The organism is Cloacibacillus porcorum (assembly GCF_001701045.1).
Classification (GTDB): domain Bacteria; phylum Synergistota; class Synergistia; order Synergistales; family Synergistaceae; genus Cloacibacillus; species Cloacibacillus porcorum.
On record NZ_CP016757.1, the window covers coordinates 3,201,599 to 3,222,276 of the forward strand.

At 54.6% G+C, this 20,678-nt stretch carries 15 protein-coding genes; 5 read left to right on the plus strand and 10 right to left on the minus strand.

Annotation, left to right across the window (positions count from 1 at the left end; translation table 11 throughout):
* Window positions 1-14 precede the first annotated feature (14 nt).
* Complete coding sequence (locus tag BED41_RS16665; protein WP_168160282.1) at window positions 15-182, plus strand: hypothetical protein; 168 nt, start codon at window positions 15-17, stop codon at window positions 180-182.
* A 204-nt stretch (window positions 183-386) separates the two neighbouring features.
* On the opposite strand, the gene BED41_RS14360 is transcribed toward BED41_RS16665, so the two are convergent.
* The 7 genes from BED41_RS14360 to BED41_RS14390 form a co-directional block, all read right to left on the minus strand.
* On the minus strand, window positions 387-833 hold the full coding sequence (locus BED41_RS14360) for an Lrp/AsnC family transcriptional regulator (RefSeq protein WP_066747841.1): 447 nt from the start codon (window positions 831-833) through the stop codon (window positions 387-389).
* Between the two features lie 222 nt (window positions 834-1,055).
* On the minus strand, window positions 1,056-2,138 hold the full coding sequence (locus BED41_RS14365; RefSeq protein WP_066749349.1) for an ethanolamine utilization protein EutH: 1,083 nt from the start codon (window positions 2,136-2,138) through the stop codon (window positions 1,056-1,058).
* A gap of 106 nt (window positions 2,139-2,244) precedes the next feature.
* On the minus strand, window positions 2,245-3,387 hold the full coding sequence (locus BED41_RS14370; RefSeq protein WP_066747844.1) for a saccharopine dehydrogenase family protein: 1,143 nt from the start codon (window positions 3,385-3,387) through the stop codon (window positions 2,245-2,247).
* Window positions 3,388-3,451: 64 nt separating this feature from the next.
* Window positions 3,452-4,876 (minus strand): alanine/glycine:cation symporter family protein, encoded by a 1,425-nt coding sequence (locus tag BED41_RS14375; protein ID WP_066747847.1) that lies wholly within the window; start codon window positions 4,874-4,876, stop codon window positions 3,452-3,454.
* A gap of 374 nt (window positions 4,877-5,250) precedes the next feature.
* Window positions 5,251-7,434, minus strand: a complete 2,184-nt coding sequence (locus BED41_RS14380) for a lectin like domain-containing protein (protein ID WP_168160283.1) — start codon at window positions 7,432-7,434, stop codon at window positions 5,251-5,253.
* An 11-nt stretch (window positions 7,435-7,445) separates the two neighbouring features.
* Window positions 7,446-9,710 (minus strand): S8 family serine peptidase, encoded by a 2,265-nt coding sequence (locus tag BED41_RS14385; protein ID WP_066747853.1) that lies wholly within the window; start codon window positions 9,708-9,710, stop codon window positions 7,446-7,448.
* A 123-nt stretch (window positions 9,711-9,833) separates the two neighbouring features.
* The gene (locus BED41_RS14390; protein WP_066747855.1) at window positions 9,834-12,740 is read right to left on the minus strand and encodes an ATP-binding protein; all 2,907 of its coding nucleotides are present in this window, start codon (window positions 12,738-12,740) and stop codon (window positions 9,834-9,836) included.
* A 189-nt stretch (window positions 12,741-12,929) separates the two neighbouring features.
* On the opposite strand from BED41_RS14390, the gene BED41_RS14395 reads away from it, so the two are divergent.
* The 4 genes from BED41_RS14395 to BED41_RS14410 are packed head-to-tail and all read left to right on the plus strand — an operon-like array spanning window position 12,930 to window position 16,767.
* On the plus strand, window positions 12,930-14,141 hold the full coding sequence (locus BED41_RS14395; RefSeq protein WP_066747858.1) for a metal-dependent hydrolase family protein: 1,212 nt from the start codon (window positions 12,930-12,932) through the stop codon (window positions 14,139-14,141).
* Window positions 14,142-14,154: 13 nt separating this feature from the next.
* Window positions 14,155-14,619, plus strand: coding sequence for a RidA family protein (locus tag BED41_RS14400; protein WP_066747862.1), 465 nt, complete (start codon window positions 14,155-14,157; stop codon window positions 14,617-14,619).
* Window positions 14,620-14,639: 20 nt separating this feature from the next.
* The gene (locus BED41_RS14405) at window positions 14,640-15,335 is read left to right on the plus strand and encodes an aspartate/glutamate racemase family protein (protein ID WP_066747865.1); all 696 of its coding nucleotides are present in this window, start codon (window positions 14,640-14,642) and stop codon (window positions 15,333-15,335) included.
* A gap of 19 nt (window positions 15,336-15,354) precedes the next feature.
* The gene (locus BED41_RS14410) at window positions 15,355-16,767 is read left to right on the plus strand and encodes a YfcC family protein (RefSeq protein WP_066747869.1); all 1,413 of its coding nucleotides are present in this window, start codon (window positions 15,355-15,357) and stop codon (window positions 16,765-16,767) included.
* A 111-nt stretch (window positions 16,768-16,878) separates the two neighbouring features.
* Here the strand turns inward: BED41_RS14410 and BED41_RS14415 are convergent, their stop codons facing one another.
* The 3 genes from BED41_RS14415 to BED41_RS14425 form a co-directional block, all read right to left on the minus strand.
* On the minus strand, window positions 16,879-18,246 hold the full coding sequence (locus tag BED41_RS14415) for a M20/M25/M40 family metallo-hydrolase (protein WP_066747878.1): 1,368 nt from the start codon (window positions 18,244-18,246) through the stop codon (window positions 16,879-16,881).
* A 16-nt stretch (window positions 18,247-18,262) separates the two neighbouring features.
* A complete protein-coding gene (locus tag BED41_RS14420; RefSeq protein WP_066747881.1) occupies window positions 18,263-19,372 on the minus strand; it encodes a M24 family metallopeptidase in 1,110 nt (369 codons plus the stop codon).
* A gap of 74 nt (window positions 19,373-19,446) precedes the next feature.
* Window positions 19,447-20,640: a DUF3798 domain-containing protein gene (locus tag BED41_RS14425; protein ID WP_066747885.1), complete on the minus strand. Its 1,194-nt coding sequence runs from the start codon at window positions 20,638-20,640 to the stop codon at window positions 19,447-19,449.
* Window positions 20,641-20,678: the final 38 nt, after the last annotated feature.

The following is a 20,678-nucleotide window of genomic DNA, read 5'->3' on the forward strand; positions in this document are numbered from 1 at the left end:
AGGAGGAATATTCTATGAACTGGACCGCTCTTTGGCTTGACCTCTTCGGCAAAACAGAATGGCTCGGCGTAAACATCGGATTCTGGGCGTCCATGCTGATATGCGCCGCCGCGGTGGCGGGGATGAATCTGCTCTTCTGGGGAATGAAGCCCCTCGGCGGCAGGAAGACGGGTGATACGTAGCCATCGATCACGGCATGGCCGTCGCCTCGATGGAAGGACGCGGAGAGCGCCTGCCGGAGCTGGAGGCCTACGACGACATCTTTTAGATTAGATCCGTGAAAAAACAGAGGGCGGGGCGGCGGTGAAAAATATCCGCCGCCCCACCGTTATCTTTCATCTCCGCTGGCGTAGCTCCGGCAATGCTTCGTCCTGCATATCCTACAGCTACTCGGGGACCTCGCAGATCTCCCGCAGGATCAGCAGCGTATAGGTCCTGCCGACCTTCCGGTATAGATAATCCATAAAATTTCCCAGATCATCTTTATTGGCGATATGCACCTCAAGCATATAATCATACTCACCGGAGACCATATAGAGATTAAATACCTCGTCCCTGTTTTTCAGAAAGGAGGGCATATCTCCGATAAACTTATCGTCCTTTAACAAGATGAAGGCATGGATCGAATATCCGAATTTGCCCCAGTCGACCTTCGCGTTATAGGACAGGATGACGTTCTTCTCCTCCATCTTTTTCGTTCTCTCATAAACGGAAGACGAAGAAAGCGAGATCTTACTGCCCAACTGTTTATATGATATCCGACAGTCATTTTTCAGCTCATAGGCGATCCTGAAATCGATCTCATCCAAATCCGGCTTCACCATTCTTATCATCTCATCACTCCCAGTCCGTATGGTTTCCGCGTACCGCGCCGCCCGTAAATCCTCAATAGGACACGATAAATAGAAAAAACAGCGATAACTTCACAGGGTAATCACTGTTTTATACTATCCATAAGATACGCATATTCTAAATATTATATACTTAAAATTATCATCATAATCGAATTTTTATTCTGTTTATATTCTTTCATCCGGAGACTATCGCGCGGCCCGTCACTCTTTCAGTCCAAGATACCGGCAGTAGAGCGAGGCGGCGATTATCGCCAGCAGACCGCCGCATAATTTTCCGATCACCAGCGGAAAGACGAAGGAACGCTCAAACCCCGCCGTAAACCCCAGATGGTCGCCTATCGCATACGCGGCCGGCACGGCGAAGGCCATATTGACGACTACGCCCCTTTTCGTCATTTTGTTCAGCATCGGGATGACGGGAAAAAAGTTGGCCACCGTCGTAACGACGCCGATCATGGCAAGTTCGTCCACCCGCATCATTATCGAAAGAAGCGCGAGCTGGCGGCGAAAAATTCTTTTAACCAGGTGCAGCAGGGGAAATATCCCCGCCAGCACTATCCCTATCTGTCCCAGGATCACAAAGGCCTCCTCTATCGGAGCCATTCCCGCAATAAGCTCAAGCCCCGTAAGCGCGCGCACCGTCGAGGCGGCGAAACCTAAGACGGCGACGAATAAGACCGCCCGCCCCAGGCAGATCACAACCTTAATCGTACATGACTGCGCGTATACCAGCGCCGCGGCGATCGCCGCGGAGAGGGCCGTGACCGGCAGCAGGTTATGCAGCAGCATCTTTTTGTCCAGTCCGGCGGCCAGTCCTGAGATGAGGGCGGCCGGCGGAATAGCCATAAAGCCGATCAGCAGCCCCAAGATCACATATTTTTGCCTTTCGCCGTCGGTCGCCGAGAGGACGAGCGGGATTATCCCCAGCGAGGCCCCCATCATCGACGCGACGATGAGGCCGTTGAAGAGCCCAGCCTCCCGGAGAAGGCAGATATCCAAAGCGAGGGGAGCGCCGCCGGAGTCGCTGGGCAGGATCGCGGCGACAAAGAGAGAGGGATCAGCGCCTATCGACAGCAGGGCCGGCGAGACCAGAGGGCACAAAATACGGGCGACCACCGGAGAGATTGTAATCATCCCGATCATTATCATCGCCAGCGGCCCCAGAGTATAAAAGCCTTCGTCGATCAGCCCCCCGAGACCGAAGCGGCCGCCGGCGATCTTATCCGCACAGGCCAGGCAGATGAATACCGCCACCAGTGACATAACGACCGTATTTATATCCATCTTCATCCCCCCACATTATCAACGCCGACAATACGGCCGCCCGGCCGTTGATTATCAGGCAGGGCGGCAGAAGGCCCCGGACCGGCGGCCCGGGGACAGTTTATTCTTATCTCTCTTCTACCAAAAGGCTGTGCTTGAATACGATGCCGTATTTCGCAAGCGCGGGCATGAGGTAGTTATAGAAGGCGTCGTCCCCGGCCAGCGCCTCAGGAGCGTGGAAGCCAGGAGCCGTGATCATGCCGTTCGCGACCGCCCGCGCCGTCACCGAGCAGGCGTAGCCCGTGGTGCGCGCCATCGAGTGGAGCATCATCTTCTCGTCGAACTTATCTACCATGTCCCAGGTATTTGTCACATACTTGCCGTCCTTCGGCCCCTGAGCCACCACACGCATGACGGTGAGGTCCCTGTCACCCTTCTCCGGCCTCAGCGTCCACAGCGGACGGAAGAGTTCCGTGGTAACGTTGAAGGGAATGACCTCTTTGCCGTCGACGACGACAGGTTCTCTGTTGAAACAGCCGGCGGCCTTCATGATGTTGATGGTATCGACATAACCGGGCCAGCGCATCGTCTTTTCCGCGACAAACTTACCCTTCACATTGACCGCCGCGGAGCGGAGGCCGTCGGTGAAGAAGGCCTCGAGCCTGCCGACTCCGGGGAAATCTATCTCCTCCAGGCCGCTGAGCGCCGGTGCCTCCGTAAGCTTGCCATCCTTGACATATTTCGCCGGCGCGCAATATTCATTCATCGTATCCTCAAGGCAGAAGACGGTGCGGTAGTTGAAGGGCGGGTCCAGCTTGTCGGGGATGCCGCCTACGTAGATGCAGCCAAAGTCGAGCTCATCCACCATCGCGCCGCCGCGGGCGACGAGATAGTTTGACATTCCGGGGGCGATCCCCATATCAAAGACCGCCACCGAGCCGCTCTTTTTCGCAAGTTCGTCCATCCCTTCGCTGTGCAGGAATCCGCTCGGGCTGACATAATTTTTCCCCATCTCGAGGATCTGCCTCTGAGAGGCGCCTTCAAGGTGGCTCGGCAGAAGCCCGCAGACGATGTCCGCATCTTTTGCCGCCTCGGCGAGGGCCGCCGCGTCGTCCGCCGGTTTCTGGATCTTTTTGATATCGTTCCTATCAGCCAGAGAAGCCAGCGCCTTTTCAAACGGGTCCATTACAGTTACGGAAAAATCCTCCGCCAGATCAAGCGCTACCGTCTTACCGATCAGGCCGCAGCCTAACACCAATGCTTTTTTCATAACAACCTCTCCTTTTTATTGAATTGAACTGACCGCCGCTGTCGCCAGCAGTCAGAACTGATGACTAATCGACTTTGACCTTGCAGTACTCGCCCAGGCCAAAGAGCTTCCCCGGCCCCTCGTAGTCTTTCAGTATCGCTACAAAGGTCTTTGAGAGCAGCAGCAGCACTATGAGGTTCACATAAGTCGGGACCGAAGATGAGATGTCGACGATCAGCCACGCGTAGGATACGTTGGTGTTCAGCACGTCAATCATATAGGCCATCAGCAGGCCGAAGAAGGGCGTCGTGATCCTCAGTATCCGCAGCGCGGTCCTTCTCATCGGCGTGCTGTTCCTAAAGACATATTCCAATATCGAGTGGAAGTAGGAATACCAGCCTGTGACCGTCGTCCATGAAAAGAGGAAGAGCGATATCGCGATAAAATAGGCGGCGAATCTCTTTCCCAGTCCATGCGAGAAGGCGTTTATCGTGAGCGTTGACCCCGAGACGCCGGAATTCCACTCGCCCGTCAGGACTATGACCATACCGGTGATCGTACAGATGACGATCGTATCGATGAAGACCTCCATGACGCCCCACATGCCCTGTTCGATGGGATGCCTTTGGTCCGCCGTGGCGTGTACCATCGGGCTGGTCCCCCACCCCGCCTCATTGCTGAAGAGGCCGCGGGCGATGCCCGTACGGGCGATCAGCATAAAGGAGGCTCCCGCGAAGCCGCCCACCGCCGCCATCGGGGTAAAGGCGGACTTTACGATCAGAGCGATCGCGGCGGGGATATGGGTGATGTTTATCAGGATGATATAAGCGCCGAAGACGATATAGAGTACGGACATCAGCGGCATCATAAACGAGGCGAAGCCGATGACCCGGCGGAGGCCGCCCCATATTACCAGCGCGCACATCAGGCAGAAGAACGCCGAAAGATAGATGATTCTCAGCCCAGTAACCTCATGCAGAGACTCGCCGACCGTATATGCCTCGGGAGCTAGGATAAGCTGCATGAATATCCCCACGGTAAACAGAAGCGAAAAGATGCCCCAAAACTTGAATTTGCTTCCCAGCCCTCTTTCAATATAAAAGAGCGGGCCGCCGGTCTTTCTGCCGTCAGAGTCCAGCTTTCTGTAATAGACGGCTAGCGTGACCTCCACCATCTTCGTCATCATTCCCACAAGCGCCGTCATCCACATCCAGAAGAGGACGCCCGGGCCGCCAAGCGCGATGGCGCTCGCTACGCCGCCGATATTGCCGGAACCGATACTGCCGGCGATCGCGACACAGGCGGCCTGATACGGAGTAACCTTCGCCTTATCGGCCGACAGCATTTCGCCCCTTTTCTCAGGAAAAAAACAGAAGCGGAATGAATCAAAGAAATGGCGTATCTGCCAGAATTTAGTTATGAGACTAAAATAAATTCCAGTCCCTAAAAGACCGATAAGTAAAGTCGGTCCCCATAATATGCCGACAATATAATCCAAAAATTGCTCCATAGAACTATCACTCCCCCTTATAATCTATTCAGCGCTGAATGACAGTATCTTATGCTCTATAAAGTAAATATATAATAAATATTATTTCATAAATTGCTCGATGAACGAATAACCGTCCGAAAAAATTGACTTTTCCAAATTTTATTTTGCCGGCATACTGCAGATACATATTTGAAGAGGAATATTCGCTTTTTGTTACAAAGAAATTTCCTTTTAGCGGTGTGAAAGAGGCCACGGAATGGATGTTTTTATATCTGCCGAATGATTTCCCGCCGACGGTCCGTCAAATAAAAGACAGAGGCGGAAGCCCTTTTAACGCGCAGGCTCCGCCTCTGTTTTACTTACTCTTCGTACTATCTATCGGACAAAAACGCTCAGCTCCGACGCCCTCTTCTGACCAGCGCCAGCGGGATCAGCAGTAAGAGCGCCGCGGCGCCCAGTCCGGCGGCACAGCCGCCGCCGCCCGATGGCGCGGGAGCGGCGGATTCCCGCACGTCGGCGACCGTTATTTCAGCCGTGGAGAAAAATTCGTTGAGATCGCTGACACCGAAGGAGAGCGACCCCGCCGAATATTTTGCGGGGAAGGCGACGAAACCGGAGCCGTCTTTTTTCGGGATGATGACATATGGCTCTCCCGCAAAGCTCAGCGGCGTTGAGAAGGGCACGGTGAACGAGGCCGCGCCGCCGGTGTTCCCGTGGCTGACAGTCAGCGCAAAGACACCCTTGAGCGTGACATTTTTGTCCGCGGCGATACCCTCGACGCTCTCGTCTTTCAGCTCCGCGATCACCGTCTGCTGAACCTTCGTGTTATCCCCGGCGGAGACCTCCTCCGCGGCAGCCATAACTCCCTCGGGAGCGTCGACAGTCACCGGGCCGGAGGGCTCCAATACCGTATCGGTGGGATTATGCTGCCGTTCGCCGAAGGCTTTGAGGCAGATACTGACGGTTCCGTCTCCGCCCGCGTCAATGATATCCTGAAAATTCACGCCGTCACCCGAGACCCAGCCATCGCCGCGGTTCGCCGAAGCCGCTTTGGAGTAATTCTCCAGCCGGTATTCGACGGGAACGGGGTATGGATAGCCACCCTCTTTTGTCGTCGCCTTTACGACGACGGAAAACCTCGTCCCGTTTGCGACGTCGACAGGCGTTTTCAGCGCCACGGTGTTATAGCCCGGCACCAGGCCGACGGCGGAGACCGTCGAGGCAAGGCTGCCGCTGACGGGCGAATTGGCGCCGCAGTTCTGATAGATCTTTATTTCGTAACTGTTGCCCGGTTCGGGGACGTAAAAGGCGACGGAGGATATCCGGTCGTCGGCCGCCGCCGTGAAGAGGTTCGCAAAATATTGGACCGGCTCCGTCGAGCCGTTTTCATAGAGGCTGTACCAATTGACGGGGCCCAGCGGGTCATACTGATAGACGCGCTCGCCGGAGCGCGCGGCGGCGGTGTCGTATACAACGCCATCGCAGAGAGTGCCCTCTTCGTAGGAGACGTAGAAATAGCCTCCGTCTCCTCCCCAGCCGGCTCCCCAGCTGTTGCGGATTATCCAGGCGCCGTCCTTCTGCGGCGGATTATCCGCCGCGAAGTTTTCCTTCGGGTAGTTGTCGTCCCAGCCGGCGATCGCCACCGCATGATTGGTGTAAAAGTTTACTGTGGAGCCGTTGATATCATTATCGCCATATTGTAAGCCGGTGTAATAAGATCGCTTTTCATCGGAAAAGACGTCTTTGGAGATGGCCTGCTGTGATTCGTCGTTGTTTCTGAACTGATATATGCCGACGGAGGCGGCTCCGTATTCCATCACCGCGCCCTTTATCATATCGCGCCGCCCCTCCGAGAGCGGCACCTCACGGACTTCGTCGCTGCCGAGGTAGAAGGCGTTATTGAGCTTGTAACGCCGCGGAGCCACCGCCGGCGCGTATACCGTGCCCACCGTGAGCGGCGCGGGGGCCTCGGCGGCGTAAAGCGAGCCGGTGCCGCGTCCCAGCAGCGCCACCGCGCGCCAGTCGTTGCCGCCGGCGTTGTAGTAGGGCTGTCCGCTGACATTTGTGAAGGGGACGAAGCCGCTGCCGGAGTTGTAGGCGTAGTAGGTAATATACCAGACCGAAAGCGCGATGTCAGAGGAGGAGGCAAGCCCCTGTTTGATCAAATTGGACTCCGTCGCCGCCATCGCGCTGTATGTCCAGCAGTTGCCGAAGGGGGCCTGATTTCTTACGGCGGGCAGCGAGGGGCGGAGGTCGTATGTCGCGGGCAGCTGGTCCGCGGCGCGCGCGGCACGCGCCGCCGAGTCGCCGCGAGGGATCCCGACAGGGTAAACTACGCCGCGGAGATGCGACCAGTCAAGCGGCGAGGGCACGTAGCCGAAGTTCGGCACGCCCGCCGTCCCCTTTATATTAATATTATTTTTCACGGCGCCCACGTTCTTCGCGCCGCCCTCATGCTTCACAACATATTCAGTGAAGGCCGGATTGAGCGGCGCGACGGCCGCGAAGGCGGGAACCGCCGCAAGTATTGCCGCGCAGAGAAGCGGGGCCAGCATCCTTATCATCTTTTTGTTCATTTGGCCAGTCATCATCCCTTCCTGCGAAGGACGGCGGGAATCGCAAATATGAGCGCGGCGAGCAAAGATACACCCACCCCCGCAGCACTGCATCCGCCGCCGCTGTTTTCTTTTTCATATTTCTTAAAGGTTGCGATCGCCGTGGGATCGACGATCACGCCCGCCCTATTGTCGAGGTCGAAATCACCGTTATCCGCAATGAAGAGAACTACAGTGTACTTCTTCACGCCATCAAAGCGCCCGTGGAATATATTACCCGCTTCGTCAAGTATTGTGTAACGGCCATTTACGTATTCATTCTCCCCCGCCGCCCATTGATATTCCAGCATTGTGCCGTCAGGCTTTATCTTGCATACGGCTATATCCTCACGTGAGCCGCCTTCGCGGAAATCCGTCCCGTCAAGTTCAAAGGCCGCCGCGCAGAGCCGTCCATCCGTCATCGCGCCATCAGAAAGCCTGAATACGGGGAAGAGCGAGATATCCTCTATCTCCCTGCCGCCGAGACCGGAGACCGCTCTGCCGACAATGTCGAAATCAAGGTAAAGGCCCTCCTCGGTGCCGACGAGCTGATCTTCGGAGAATATTTCCGTCAGCTGAGAGATATCCGCAGGCAGCTCCGCGAGCACCGATAAAATATCACCCGAAGTATCCACATCGGGCGATACCGGCGTCACCGGCGTGCCGCCAAAGCCCTTTTCCCACGCGCCGTTCAGGTCAAGCGCGCCGTATGCGGAGTAGCCCTCTTTCGCGGTCTTGCCGTCAGCTCCATCCAGCAGCATCTTCTTTACCTCGCCGGCGCTCTTTGACTGATCGAAGGAAAATAGCAGCGCCGCCGCGCCCGCCACATGCGGCGCGGCCATCGAGGTACCGAAGGTGGAGAGATAGCCGGAGGCGTCAAACACCTCGCTGAGCAGTTCGGTCGTGCGGCAGGTGGAGAGCACGCCGGTGCCGGGAGCGAAGATATCCACCCACTTTCCGCTGGTGCTGTAGTTGGTATAAGAGGTATCCGGCAGCAGACCGCCGTTTTCTTCCTTAAGCGCACCCACCGTCAGAGTGTTGTCATATTTAAAGCAGGCGGGATAAGGACGCATGCCTTTAAAACTAACGTTCTTGGGAGCATCAATATCCTCCCTATCGTTACCCGCCGCGATGCAGACGAGGATATCCGCGTCGCTCATCTCCTTTATCTTGAGATCATAGGCGCTGCCCTCCATCTCCAACGGGGAGGCCCACATGCCAAGCGACATGTTGACGGCGCGGATATTCGCGCCGGCGCGCTTCGCGGCTAGTATGAAGTCGATGCCGCGGATAATATCCGAAGTCTCCACCTGCGTGCGGTACATAATGTTGTAGGAGAATACATTCACCGGGAGTATCCTCACCTTCCAGTTTAATCCGGATACGCCGGTTCCATTGTTTCCCACCGCGCCGATGATGCCGGCGACATGCGTGCCGTGGCCCGTTACGTCGCCGATACGGCTCATCGTCTCCAGTACTCCGCTGTCGATATCGCTGATCTTGCCGTCAATCGTCGGGGCGGGGCCTATCGGGACGGCCTGATATGGATCACTTTTGGAATCATAACCATAATGAATCTTGCTGTGATACCAAGCGCCGTGGCTGCCCGCAAAGTCTCCGCTGATGATACCGCCGCTCTCCGCGCACATCTTATCGGCCAGCTCTTTGCTAAAGACGAACATGTTGTCCTTCAGGTCAGGATGGTCGTATATGACGCCGCTGTCGATAACGGCGACCACCGTCTCCGCCGTTCCCGTGCCATGACGCCAGACTTCGGGGGCCTTTATCGCCGCTGGCCCCCATTGCCGCGGCCACAGAGGATCGTTCGGGATCTTAGCCGCTTGGCAGCGCACGATGTAGTTCGGCATCGCGCTGACGACATCGGGGTCTTTCTTCAGGCGCGCGACGAATTCCTCCGTACTCTCACCCTCCGCGGCACGCAGGTGCGCCACGGTGAGACGTCCGCCAGCGGCGGCGCGCGCGCTCCGCGCCTCCGTGGCGGCGGATGGCGTTTCCTCTACCGGACTGAACAGCTGTATCACGCTGCCGCCGGACCGCGTCGCGGCGGAGGCGGCCGTCGACCTCATATTCTCTTCCGTGAGGGATCTCACGCCACAGATAAGCGGCGAAGCGCCCCTTATCACGACGATCGCCTCACCCTCGGCATATTCCGGTTCCTGCACGGCCCATGCTCCGCAGGAGAGAACAGCCAGCGCCAAAACAACAACAAATACGACGAAAAAGTTTTTGCTTTTCATAACCAACCAAACCCCTTTACAAATAAATAAGCTACGATTTGCCAATATGTGAACGCTATAAATAAACGACTAATTTTACATTATTATTAAAAGAATAGTCTATCAAACAAGCCTTCTTCTGTTTTACATGCGGTCGAGCTCTGCAAGCTCCCGCTCAAGCCCAATTTTTTTGAAATTCTCCGACGCTCTCTCATAATAATATCCGTAGCTTTCCGGCAGAACGGCGTTAAGTATTCCCGCCGCCTCACAGTCCTTGAGCGCAGTTTTTTTAAGCAGTGCGCATATCTTGTAAAGATATGCGTATTCGTAGGAATTTTTTATGACACGGCTGCACTCAAACCCCTCGGCAAGATACTTTGCCGACAGCCGGTAGTTGCGCTCAATGCAATAAATAAGGGCCAGGTAAGCTTTGACGATTGTCGTTGAAAGCGCCGAATAAATCCTCTCGCGCAGCACCTCAAATTTCAGGAAATATTTTTTAGCCTCCTCCTGCCTCCCGATCTTCATCAATGCCTGGCCAAGGTTCATGTAAAAGAGAGGCAGGCCATTGGTGATGTTCGCCGAGGTGCATATCTCTATCGACTTCATATAGAACGGGATGCACCGTTCATACTCGCCGGCGTATTTATGCTCATAGGCCAGGTAATTGAAGATACAGGCCCTGATGTAAAGCACCGTCTCGCTGAGCGGCATGCCGTCCAGCATCGCCAGGCTTCGCAGCAATATTCTTCCGGCGTTTTTACAATGGCGGCAGTTCAGCTCCGCAAGCGCGTAGGATTTAAGAATATCGGCCTTTTCCACATCATCCGGCCTCTCTTTTAAAATGCGCAGCGCCGCTATCGCGTTTTCTCTTATCATCGCATGATCCCGCGTCTGTATACCATAATATATGAGCTGCTTTCTTGCCTTGAGAAGACGGCGCTTGTCTGTGTCAGACTCAAGAATGAAACGGATGAGCTTAAGGCCCTCATCGTAATTACAGGTCTTAACGGCAAAGCTGGCCTTCAGCAGGGTAAATTCATATTTGAGGTCAAGCGGTACGCTTACGAGGCAAAATTCTTCCTCCAGCTTCGCAATAAAATCCTGAGTGACGCCTGACAGGAATTCGGGAAAGTCGTGATCCACAGAGACGATGTTTAAAGCTTTCCTGAGCTTGCAGCTGAGATATTTCACCATCTGTCCCGCGCTGTGATAATGGTAGATTATGCTGTCAATATAATCTCTTTCACACTCCGCCTCCCGCGCGCAGGATGCAAGATATTCCGCGATCTTCATATGTATCGTCTTTCGTTTGATGAGCGGCTGGCTCTGGTAGATATAAAGCCGAAACTGCTCATGGGCAAACATCAGCGTCAGATGCCCGTCGCGTATCTCCTCTTTAAGGAAGCCATTCTGCACAAGCGACTCGTAAAGTTCCAGTATCCTAATACTGTCGACGCCGATGATATCGGCTACCGCCTCAGGCATGATGTCGCTGAAAAAGGCGGAAGAGATATAGAGCGCCATCTGCTCATAGCTGGATAGTGTTTTCAGCCTGTTCTCCAAAAGGTAAATGAATTTATAATTATTCACCGGTTTATTGTCTTTAAGGCTGTTGATTATCTCAAAGAGATAGAGGGGGTTTCCGCCGCTTTCCTTGTAAAGGGCATCGACAGTTTCGGGAGCGGGGTCTTTCAAACGCCGGGAGGCGATTGCCTCTACCTCATCCCGCCGGAAATTTTTCAGCTCCAGGATATCGATGTTTCTTAAGGTATTTTTATCGAAAGTTTTTAGATATTCTTTAAGCCAGCTGTCGTGGCAGCTAATGAAGAACAGCGCGCGTCCGTGGTATTTGCAGAGAGCGACACGCTGGATAAAGTCAAAGCTCATCCGGTCACAGTAACGGATATCGTCTATGACGATCACAAATTTCGCCCGCGCTGTCAGGCGGGCGAATAGTTCCGATAAAAGCTCCTCAAGCTCAAAAAAAGGCAGCTTGCCATCCTTCACATCAGACTGCCCGTCGTGCGCGCCCTTGCCAAACATAAAGGGGAAGAAATAGACCAGAATTTGCCGGTAGCTCTCAGGCAGGTCCTTCGTATCCACCTTCAGTGCCTTGAGCATCTTACCGATCAGCAGCGAAAGTACTCGGTATTCTATTTTCCGCTCCGCCTCATAACAGACCAATTCCAAAACTTTCGTCCCTTTGATTCCGCTGTTTCTCATATAGTGGCTCAGCAGGTATGTCTTACCGCTCCCGATACCTCCCGAGATGATAAGGTCGGTATATTGCGAGCCGCTGAGAAAGTCCCGATGCGACCGGCTAAGCCTTTTCAATTCCGTCAGGCGGCCAAAGAAAAAAGGCGCGGCGGCGCCTCTTTCAGCTTTTTTCCGCAGGAGCGCGGCCCGATATAGGTTCTGGATATCCTTAAGAGGCTCCAGCATCAGATCGCGGAGCATCTTTCTTTCAAAGTCACGATAGAGTTTCACGACTTCGTCAAGCCGTCCCTCTCCGAAGCAATGCTCCATTAAGGCAAAGACGACCTCCTCGTCGTAGGGATCCATCCTAGAAAGCGCTCCATAACGGTTCAAGGTTTCCATATCATCAAGCTCACCCACGGAGAGCGCCCGCAGAAAGTTAGCCTTGGCGGAATTATAAAGCTGCATATCCCGACTATTGTTGTACTCATCTACGAAAGAGTTGAAATCCGGGCAGTCCTTGAGATAAAACCCCTCCATAAATCTCCCGCGAAGGGGATCAATATTTTCTACAAATTCTACAGAGCCGGAAAACTCTAAAACGCCCCGGCTCTTTTTAAATACGCCGGCGCCAAATATCCTCGTGATGTAATATATGGAATTTCTCAGATTCTTATTAGCGTGCGCCTCATCAAGCTCGGGCCAGAACATAAGCTCTAAGCTCTGTTTGGAGACCTGCCCTTTGAGTGCGGTATAGTAAAAGATGGCCTCGGCTTTCTTCGTCGCGAACTCAACCCTTGCTCCGTCCACAGCAACAGACGGCGGTCCCGATAAGTTAAGTGATATCTTCATTACCACACCTCCGCAGCCTCTCTCCTGTGACAGATTTATGACAAAAATTAATATAATCGTAGTCGGTCGATATTAGTTCTGCATATCTTCGGCCTGTAACTGAACATTTTGTTCATATTATAACATCCGATAATGTTCACAGAAGAAATGGTTTTGGCTATTTTTGTATGATGAAAGAGGGCTTTTTATATGAGTGAATATACCTTGGTCAGATGCGGAACCCTGATAGACGGAAGGGGAGGAGAGCCTGCAGCGGACGCCGCGCTTCTGCTGAAAGGCAGCCGGATAGCCGCGGCCGGCAAATATGAAGAGACGGCAAAAGAGGCTCCCGCGGGAACGCCGATACTTGATTACCACGATAAATATGTCACTCCCGGCATTATTGACGCCCATGTTCATGTAACTATAGATCCCGAAGCCGACTTCACCGGCTTTGTGGGACGCGACAGCGACACCAGGATCGCCCATCGCGGCATGGTGAACTTAAAAAAGACGCTCGACGGCGGCGTCACCTTCATCCGCGACCTCGGCGGCTACCGCCACATCGACATCGAACTGAAAAAACTGCGCGACGAGGGGCTGATCGAGGGCTGCGGCCTGCTGGCGAGCGGCGAGATGATAACGATGACCGGCGGTCACGGCTGGAAGATCGGGCGCGAATGCGACGGCCCCTCCGAGGTGAGAAAAGCGGCGCGGGAACAGATCAAGGCGGGGGCCACGGTGATAAAGATCATGGCGACCGGAGGCAACCTCACGCCGGGACCGCAGGGAGCGCCGCAGCTCTCGGAAGAAGAGATACGCGCCGCGGTTGAAGAGGCCCATAAATCCGGCAAACGCACGACGACGCACTCTCACAGCGCGGAAGGGGTGAAGAACGCCCTGCGTGCCGGCATCGACTGTATTGAACACGGCATGTTCATAGACGATGAGGCTCTTGACTTTATGAAAAAGCACGACATTCCATATGTGCCTACGCTCGTAGCCCCATGGATCTGCGCAATGGTGGGAGAGGAGCGCGGACTCAGCAAAGAGGCGGTTGAAAAGACCAAGAGCGCCATCGGGCGGCATATGGCGAGCTTCAAAAAGGCTGTGGCCAAAGGAATCAGGATCGCAATGGGCACCGATGCCGGCACCCCCTTCTGCGAACACGGCAAGGCTTACATAGGGGAGCTTAAGCTGATGGTCGAAGGCGGATTCACACCGATGCAGGCGATCACAGCGGCGACCAAGAGCTCCGCTGAGGTGGTCGGCGTCAGCGACAGCCGCGGTACTCTCGAACCGGGTAAAGAGGCCGACTTCCTTGTACTTGACGTCAACCCTCTCGACAACCTGGAGGCCTTCGGCGATATCCGCGAAGTATATCAGGGCGGACGCAGAGTCGAGAGAAAATATCACAGATAGGAATGCTGAGAATATGAAAATCGAAAATAAGCTGAAAGAGCTTGGTATAGAACTTTTCCCTGGTATTAAACCGATCGGCAGCTACGTCCCTTTTGTTCAGAGCGGCAGCCTGATTTATATATCGGGACAGGGACCGAGCATTATGGGCGAATACACCAGATATCTTGGCAAAGTCGGCGAGGATATTACTAAAGAGGAGGCAAAGGAGGCCGCGGCCGTTACGGCGGTCAACCTCGTCTCCATTCTTAAAGATGCCGTCGGGGACCTTGACCGCGTTAAGCGAATCGTCAGCGTCCACGGTTTCGTCAACAGCACGCCGGACTTTACGGAGCAGCCCTACGTTATAAACGGAGCTTCGGACCTTCTCGTAGAGCTGTTTGGAGAAAAGGGCCGACACTCAAGATGCGCGATGTCTGTCAACTCGCTTCCGCTTAACATCTGTGTGGAAGTCGAATTGATAGCTGAAGTAGAACAATAATATAAAGGAGGAATCTCTTAATGAAAACCATCGGCATCATCGGCGGCATGGCGTGGCAGTCATCCGCCGAAGTCTACAAGATCGTGAACGAGCTCATCAATAAAAAACTTGGCGGTCAGCATTCATGTCAGTGCGTAATGTACTCTGTGGACCTCGACCCCGTCCTGATCCTGCGCGACGAGGACAATTGGGAAAAACTCGCGGACATGATGGAGGATGCGGTAAAGCGTGCGGAAGCTGCCGGAGCGGACTTCACGATGATCTGTTCAAACACGATGCACAAGACTGTGAGCGCAATTAAAGACAGGGTATCAAAGCCGATACTCCACATCGCGGACGTCACCGCTCAGGCCATCCTCGACAAGGGATTCAAGACGGTCGGCCTCATGGGGACAAAGTTCACGCTGACGCAGGACTTTTATAAGGATAAGATGGAACGGGACTATGGCATAAAGATACTGATTCCCGAAGAAGACGACATCGCCTTCATCCACCACGTCATCTACGAAGAACTCGATTACAGCATATTCAGCCCTGAATCGGCGCGGCGTTTCGTGGAGATAATCGAAAAACTTCACTCAAAAGGCGCGGAGGGCGTCATTCTCGGCTGCACTGAGATACCTCTTCTCGTAAAACAGGAAGACACCAAAGTTCCACTCTTCGACACAACGACGCTTCACGCTGAGGCGGCTGTGAAGCTGGCTCTCGAAGACTAATTCAGGGAGGAAGATTCTCATGAAAGAGACTGCTTTTAAGGACCCGGCAAAGAAAAAATTCCAGTTCCCGCATATCTACGTCCTTCTTCTAATGATCATCATCGCCTGTACCATAGCGACATGGGTGCTGCCCGCGGGAGAGTTCGACCGTATAAAGAACGAAGCGGGACGTACGATTGTTGTCGCCGGCACATACCATCCAATAGAATCGACGCCGGTAGGCCCCTTCAAGATGATACAGGCCATCTACGGCGGTATGCTCGACGCCAGCAACATCATATTTTTTATCATGATCGCCTACGCTTCCATTGGTCTGATCATCTCAACCGGCGCATTCAATGGCCTGGTTTCAGGATTACTTCGGGTATTGAAGGGTAAATCGCGTGCTGTCATCATACCTGTATTCATCACTATCCTGGGTATCGCCTCTTCGACAATAGGCGTTTTTGAAGAGGCCTTCCCCTTTGTACCTATTTTTGTCGGAATCGCTATAGCAATGGGTTATGACGCGATAGTCGGGCTCGCTATAGTAGCGCTTGGAATAGGCATCGGTTACGCGGGAGCCGTGATGAACCCCTTCACTGTGGGAATGGCCCAAAGCATCGCCGAGCTGCCGCCAATGTCAGGCGCCAGCTTCCGCATATTCTGCCATATTGCAATGGTAGTCGTAGCCTCCGCCTATATAATGAGATATGCGATTCGGATACAGGAGGACCCTACGAAAAGCCTCCTGTACGGCAGTGATATGGCCTCGCACGTAAAGGCTGACGAAAACCTGGAAAACTACCGCTTCGGCATTCGCGAGATATTGGTGCTGGCCACGCTCGCTATTGGGATCATCGTCGTTGTCTATGGAACGAAGACATACGGCTGGTATTTGCAGGAACTTTGCGCAATGTTCCTTATCATGGGCATTGTGAGCGCGGCAATCATGGGCTGGAGCCCGAGTGAGACGGCTGAGAAGATGGCCAAGAGCTTCGCCGATATGGCAATGGCGGCGATGATGGTCGGCCTTGCACGGGCGATCCTGGTCGTTTTGCGCTCCGGCAGTATCATTGATACCGTAGTTTACGGACTCGCCTTCCCTCTCTCCTATATGCCGAGCTGGGTGGCGGCTGAATGTATGCTCGTCGTACAAACGCTTCTCAACTTCCTCGTTCCCTCAGGCTCGGGACAGGCGGTCATCAGCATGCCGATCATGGCTCCCCTCTCCGATCTTCTTGGCATCCCGCGCCAGATCGCGGTGCTGTGCTTTCAGTTCGGCGACGGCCTCTCAAACATCATGTGGCCGACGGCCTTCGCTCCGGTGCTCTGCGCCCTTGCCGGTATTAAACTTGACCGCTGGTGGAAATGGCTCGTACCGCTCTTCATTCTTCTGATCCTGACCCAGATGGCGCTCATCGCGATAGGGATGTTCATCGGGCTGGCATAACGGCAAAGTTTTACCTGCAATTTAAGAAAGCAGGGCGTCCGTGTGGGCGCCCTGCTTTTATATCGTCAGTTCCCGGATCACTTCACAGGCAAGTTAATCTTTTGAAAAATTTTACATATCCGGCAGCTTGGTTATTATCGAGGCGATCATCTTCATCGCGCAGTTATAGTCCTCTAAATAGATATTCTCATTGGGAGCGTGCTCTCTGCTGTCCTCGTTCATGACGCCTATCATTATACAGGGGATATCCAGCCTGCCGCATACGGAACAGACGCCGCTGCTGCCCCAGTCGTTGAGGATGATGTTGGGCTCCATTCCGTATATCTCCCTCGCGGATTCGGCCGCGGCCCTCATGAGCGTGGATTCGCAGCTGGTGCGGAAGGGCTCGTATGAGGATTTTAACTTTACCTCTATATCTTTGAACCCCTTCGCGTCGAGGTGCTCCCGGATCTTTTTCAGGGCCCTTTCCGGAGTTTGCCCCGCCGCCAGCCGGAGGTCGAGAAAGACGGAGGCCGCTCCCGGCAGCACCGTCTTCGTCTCCGCGTCGTTCGACGGGCCTCTGAAACCGTTTATGTTGATCGTCGGCGAGTTGACCAGCCGCTCTTTCAGGGAGTTCCCCCTCTCGCCGTTCAAAAATGAACCGATGCCGTATGATTTGAGCGAGGCCTGCTCGTCGAAACTCATATCGTGGATTATCTTCCGCTCTTTATCTGAAAGCGGAACAATATCGTCGGTATATCCGTCGATGAGAATCTCCTCTTTTTCGTTTTTCATCGAGGCGAGCGCCCACACGAGACGCCAAAAGGGGTTGGCGACGATGGCCGCGTTCGCCGAATGCAAGTCTCTGCCTGCGGTCCGGCACGATAACTCTATCTTGCAGATGCCCTTTACTCCCAGGGTGATATGAGGACGCCCCCGTTCGAGATCGCGGCTGCCGCCCTCCCAAAAGAATCCGTCGCACTTCAGCAGTCCGCCGTTGGCGCGCACAAAATCGTCAAGATGAGGGCTTCCGATCTCCTCCTCGCCGTCGTAGAAAAATTTCAGGTTCACGGGAAGTTTGCCGTAAACCTGTTTACAGGCGTGTACTGCGCAGATACGGGAAAACATGCTGCCCTTGTTGTCGGCCACGCCCCGCCCCCACAGCCTGCCGTCACGGACGACTGGCTCGAATGGAGGCGACTCCCATTCTTCCAGCGGCTCGGCCGGCATGACGTCGTAGTGGTTATAAAAGGCCAGCGTATCCTTCGCCCCCTCGTCAAGGTGGGCGTATATGTACGGCGAGCCGCCGGTCTCTATCATCTCGGCCTTCAGCCCGAGCTTGTCTTCAAGAAAACGGGCGCAGATGGAGGCCATCTCGCCCATGCCGGCGTTGTACATGGAGACGCTCGGCTGGCGCACCGCCTCCATGAGCCAGCCGAGATAAAGCTCCATATTCTCGTCTATATATCTGTATACCGCCGTCACATCATGGTCATTCATGCTCCGCACCCCCGGTCTAAGAAAGGACGAGCATCGATTTGGGCAGCTTGTTCAGCACGACGGCGCTGCCGTCGTATCCCACCGCGACCAGGTTTTCTATTCTGACGCCGAACTTCCCCGGCAGGTATATCCCCGGCTCTATGCTGAAGACATTGCCGGGACGGAGGATATGTTTATTAAACGCTTTGATGAACGGCGTCTCATGGACCGATATCCCCACGCCGTGGCCGACCCGGTAGGGAAAATAATCGCCGTAACCGGCCTCTTCGATCACCTTGCGCACGACACGGTCCACCTCTCCGGCGCTGACTCCGGCATGTACGGCCCTTTCTCCAGCCGTCTGCGCCTCAAGGACTATCTCGTAAATCTTTTTTTCCTCTTCCGACGGTTCGCCGACAAAGAAGGTCCTCGTCATATCCGAAAAATAGCTGCCGTATCTGCCGGCAAAATCGATGAGCACGACGTCCCTTTCGCCGATCACCCGTTCGCCGCCGTTATAGTGCGGCAGCGCCGCGTTGGGGCCGGAAGCCACGATATGGCTGATATGCCGGCATACGCCCTTTCCCAGGTCGTTATGTATTTCGGTAAGTTTTCCCTCGATCCAGCGTTCCGTCACTCCCGGACGTATGTATTTCACGACCTCCGCCAGCGTGTCGTCCGCGACCTTGGCCGCCTTCCCCATGAGGGAGATCTCCTCCTCCGTTTTGACGCTGCGCAGCGGGCTTATAAGCTCCTCCCCGTCACAGCAGACGACCCCGCTCATCGCGGCGGATATTTTGAGCATATCCACCGCCCTCACAGCGTCGTTGAAGGCAATTTTTCCTGATTCCAGGCCGACCTTTTTACAGCCGTTGATAAAGGCTCCGACAAAGCCCTCGTGGTCTTCCCACACCTCGCAGAGAGAGGGATCGCCGGCGATGCCGGACATCTCCTCCAGGTAGAGCTTCGGCGTCATAAAGAAAAAGCGGCCCCTGTCCGTCACCAGCAGCCCTTTGAAGCGCTCGTCCGGCAGACAGTCCAAGCCGCATATATATTCAAGATCGGGAGACGGCGCGATAAAGACCGCCTCATAGCCCGCCTCTTTCAGCAACGAGACCAGCTGTTCCATCTTTTCAAAAACCGCCATCGCTGTCACTCCCTCGTTAAAAAATAAGACGGAGCCGTCTCTCTATCCCCAGCGGCTCCGTCCGGCAGAAAGATTTACTTTATTTTACGATATTTTTCCGGCACCTTTATATCCGCCACACCCATGAAACCTTTGCCAAAGATATAGGTATCCTGGTAAATAAGCATCAGGTTCTTGCTTGTTACGCCGGTTCCCAGGTCGGTATAATAATTGCCGTTCCACTTTGACCCCGGCGTCGCGCGGTCAAAGCAGGTGAGGAAATCCTTCTTGCTTGACAGCTTCATCTTCTTCTCGACGACATTGATGCCGAAGTCTACCAGCGCCAGCGTATTCGCGTAACCGTAGGAATAGGCCCAGGTGCCCATCCGGCCGCTTCCTCCGGCCTTGATCACCGCATCCTCCACCTTCTTCAGGATCGCGGGCCAGTTCCCCGCCTCCTTTGAGAGGTCGATACTGAAGGCCGCCGGATAACCGACCAGCGGCGAAGGGCTGTCCGCCTCGATATACATGCCGCCGTACCGTGCAAGCTGTCTCAGCAGCGGCTCATGGAGAGAGTAGTTCGTCGTAAAGAATACCGTCTTCTCTCCATACTTCTTTATCCACGCCGGCACCTTCTCGATCATGAACTGCTGCGCGCCCACCACGCCGACGTCGCTCGTCGGGTCCGGCGCGGTCTCGTAGGAGAACTTTAACCCCAGGTCCTGGCAGGCGGCCTTGATTATGGCGACCCGGCGCGCGATGCTCTCATAACTCATATGCCTCGGGAACGAAATATGTACGAAGGTGTCCGCGCCCATCTGCTTCGCCGTGTAGGCGAGAAGATAACCCTTATCGATGAAGTCTATCGTCGTCGCCATATCCGCCGCCGAGGTTATCACGTTCGGGTCCTCGTGGGCCTCGCCGACGAGACAGATTATATCGGGGCGCTTCTGCTTCACCCGCCGGATACCCTCCGTAGTGCCGGGGATACCCTGGTTGATGACGATGACCTTCAGCAGCGGGTCGTCGGCCAGCCCCGCTATCTGGGATATCGTCGTCTCCATCTCCGACATAAAATTATCAGGATAGGTGACATGCCGGATCATACCGCCGTTGGATACGTCGCCATATTTTTTCAGGCAGTATTCGGCGCCGCGTATTTCATCCTCGCTCTGGGAAAGGGTACCGGTAACGATACCGACATGGAACGCCGGGGCGGCGCAGGCCGCGCCCCCCAATAAAAGCGCCGCCGTCGCCGCGAGACCAACTTTCAGATACTTAAAAAACATCTTCATCCCTCCATTTTCAAATTACATTTCAGCGACTA

Coding starts and splice junctions, on each gene's coding strand:
- BED41_RS16665 (WP_168160282.1), top strand. CDS start 15: ATGAACTGGACCGCTCTTTGGCTTGACCTCTTCGGCAAAACAGAATGG.
- BED41_RS14425 (WP_066747885.1), bottom strand. CDS start 20,640: ATGTTTTTTAAGTATCTGAAAGTTGGTCTCGCGGCGACGGCGGCGCTT.
- BED41_RS14380 (WP_168160283.1), bottom strand. CDS start 7,434: ATGAACAAAAAGATGATAAGGATGCTGGCCCCGCTTCTCTGCGCGGCA.
- BED41_RS14415 (WP_066747878.1), bottom strand. CDS start 18,246: ATGAATGACCATGATGTGACGGCGGTATACAGATATATAGACGAGAAT.
- BED41_RS14360 (WP_066747841.1), bottom strand. CDS start 833: ATGATAAGAATGGTGAAGCCGGATTTGGATGAGATCGATTTCAGGATC.
- BED41_RS14405 (WP_066747865.1), top strand. CDS start 14,640: ATGAAAACCATCGGCATCATCGGCGGCATGGCGTGGCAGTCATCCGCC.
- BED41_RS14410 (WP_066747869.1), top strand. CDS start 15,355: ATGAAAGAGACTGCTTTTAAGGACCCGGCAAAGAAAAAATTCCAGTTC.
- BED41_RS14375 (WP_066747847.1), bottom strand. CDS start 4,876: ATGGAGCAATTTTTGGATTATATTGTCGGCATATTATGGGGACCGACT.
- BED41_RS14420 (WP_066747881.1), bottom strand. CDS start 19,372: ATGGCGGTTTTTGAAAAGATGGAACAGCTGGTCTCGTTGCTGAAAGAG.
- BED41_RS14385 (WP_066747853.1), bottom strand. CDS start 9,710: ATGAAAAGCAAAAACTTTTTCGTCGTATTTGTTGTTGTTTTGGCGCTG.
- BED41_RS14400 (WP_066747862.1), top strand. CDS start 14,155: ATGAAAATCGAAAATAAGCTGAAAGAGCTTGGTATAGAACTTTTCCCT.
- BED41_RS14395 (WP_066747858.1), top strand. CDS start 12,930: ATGAGTGAATATACCTTGGTCAGATGCGGAACCCTGATAGACGGAAGG.
- BED41_RS14365 (WP_066749349.1), bottom strand. CDS start 2,138: ATGGATATAAATACGGTCGTTATGTCACTGGTGGCGGTATTCATCTGC.
- BED41_RS14370 (WP_066747844.1), bottom strand. CDS start 3,387: ATGAAAAAAGCATTGGTGTTAGGCTGCGGCCTGATCGGTAAGACGGTA.
- BED41_RS14390 (WP_066747855.1), bottom strand. CDS start 12,740: ATGAAGATATCACTTAACTTATCGGGACCGCCGTCTGTTGCTGTGGAC.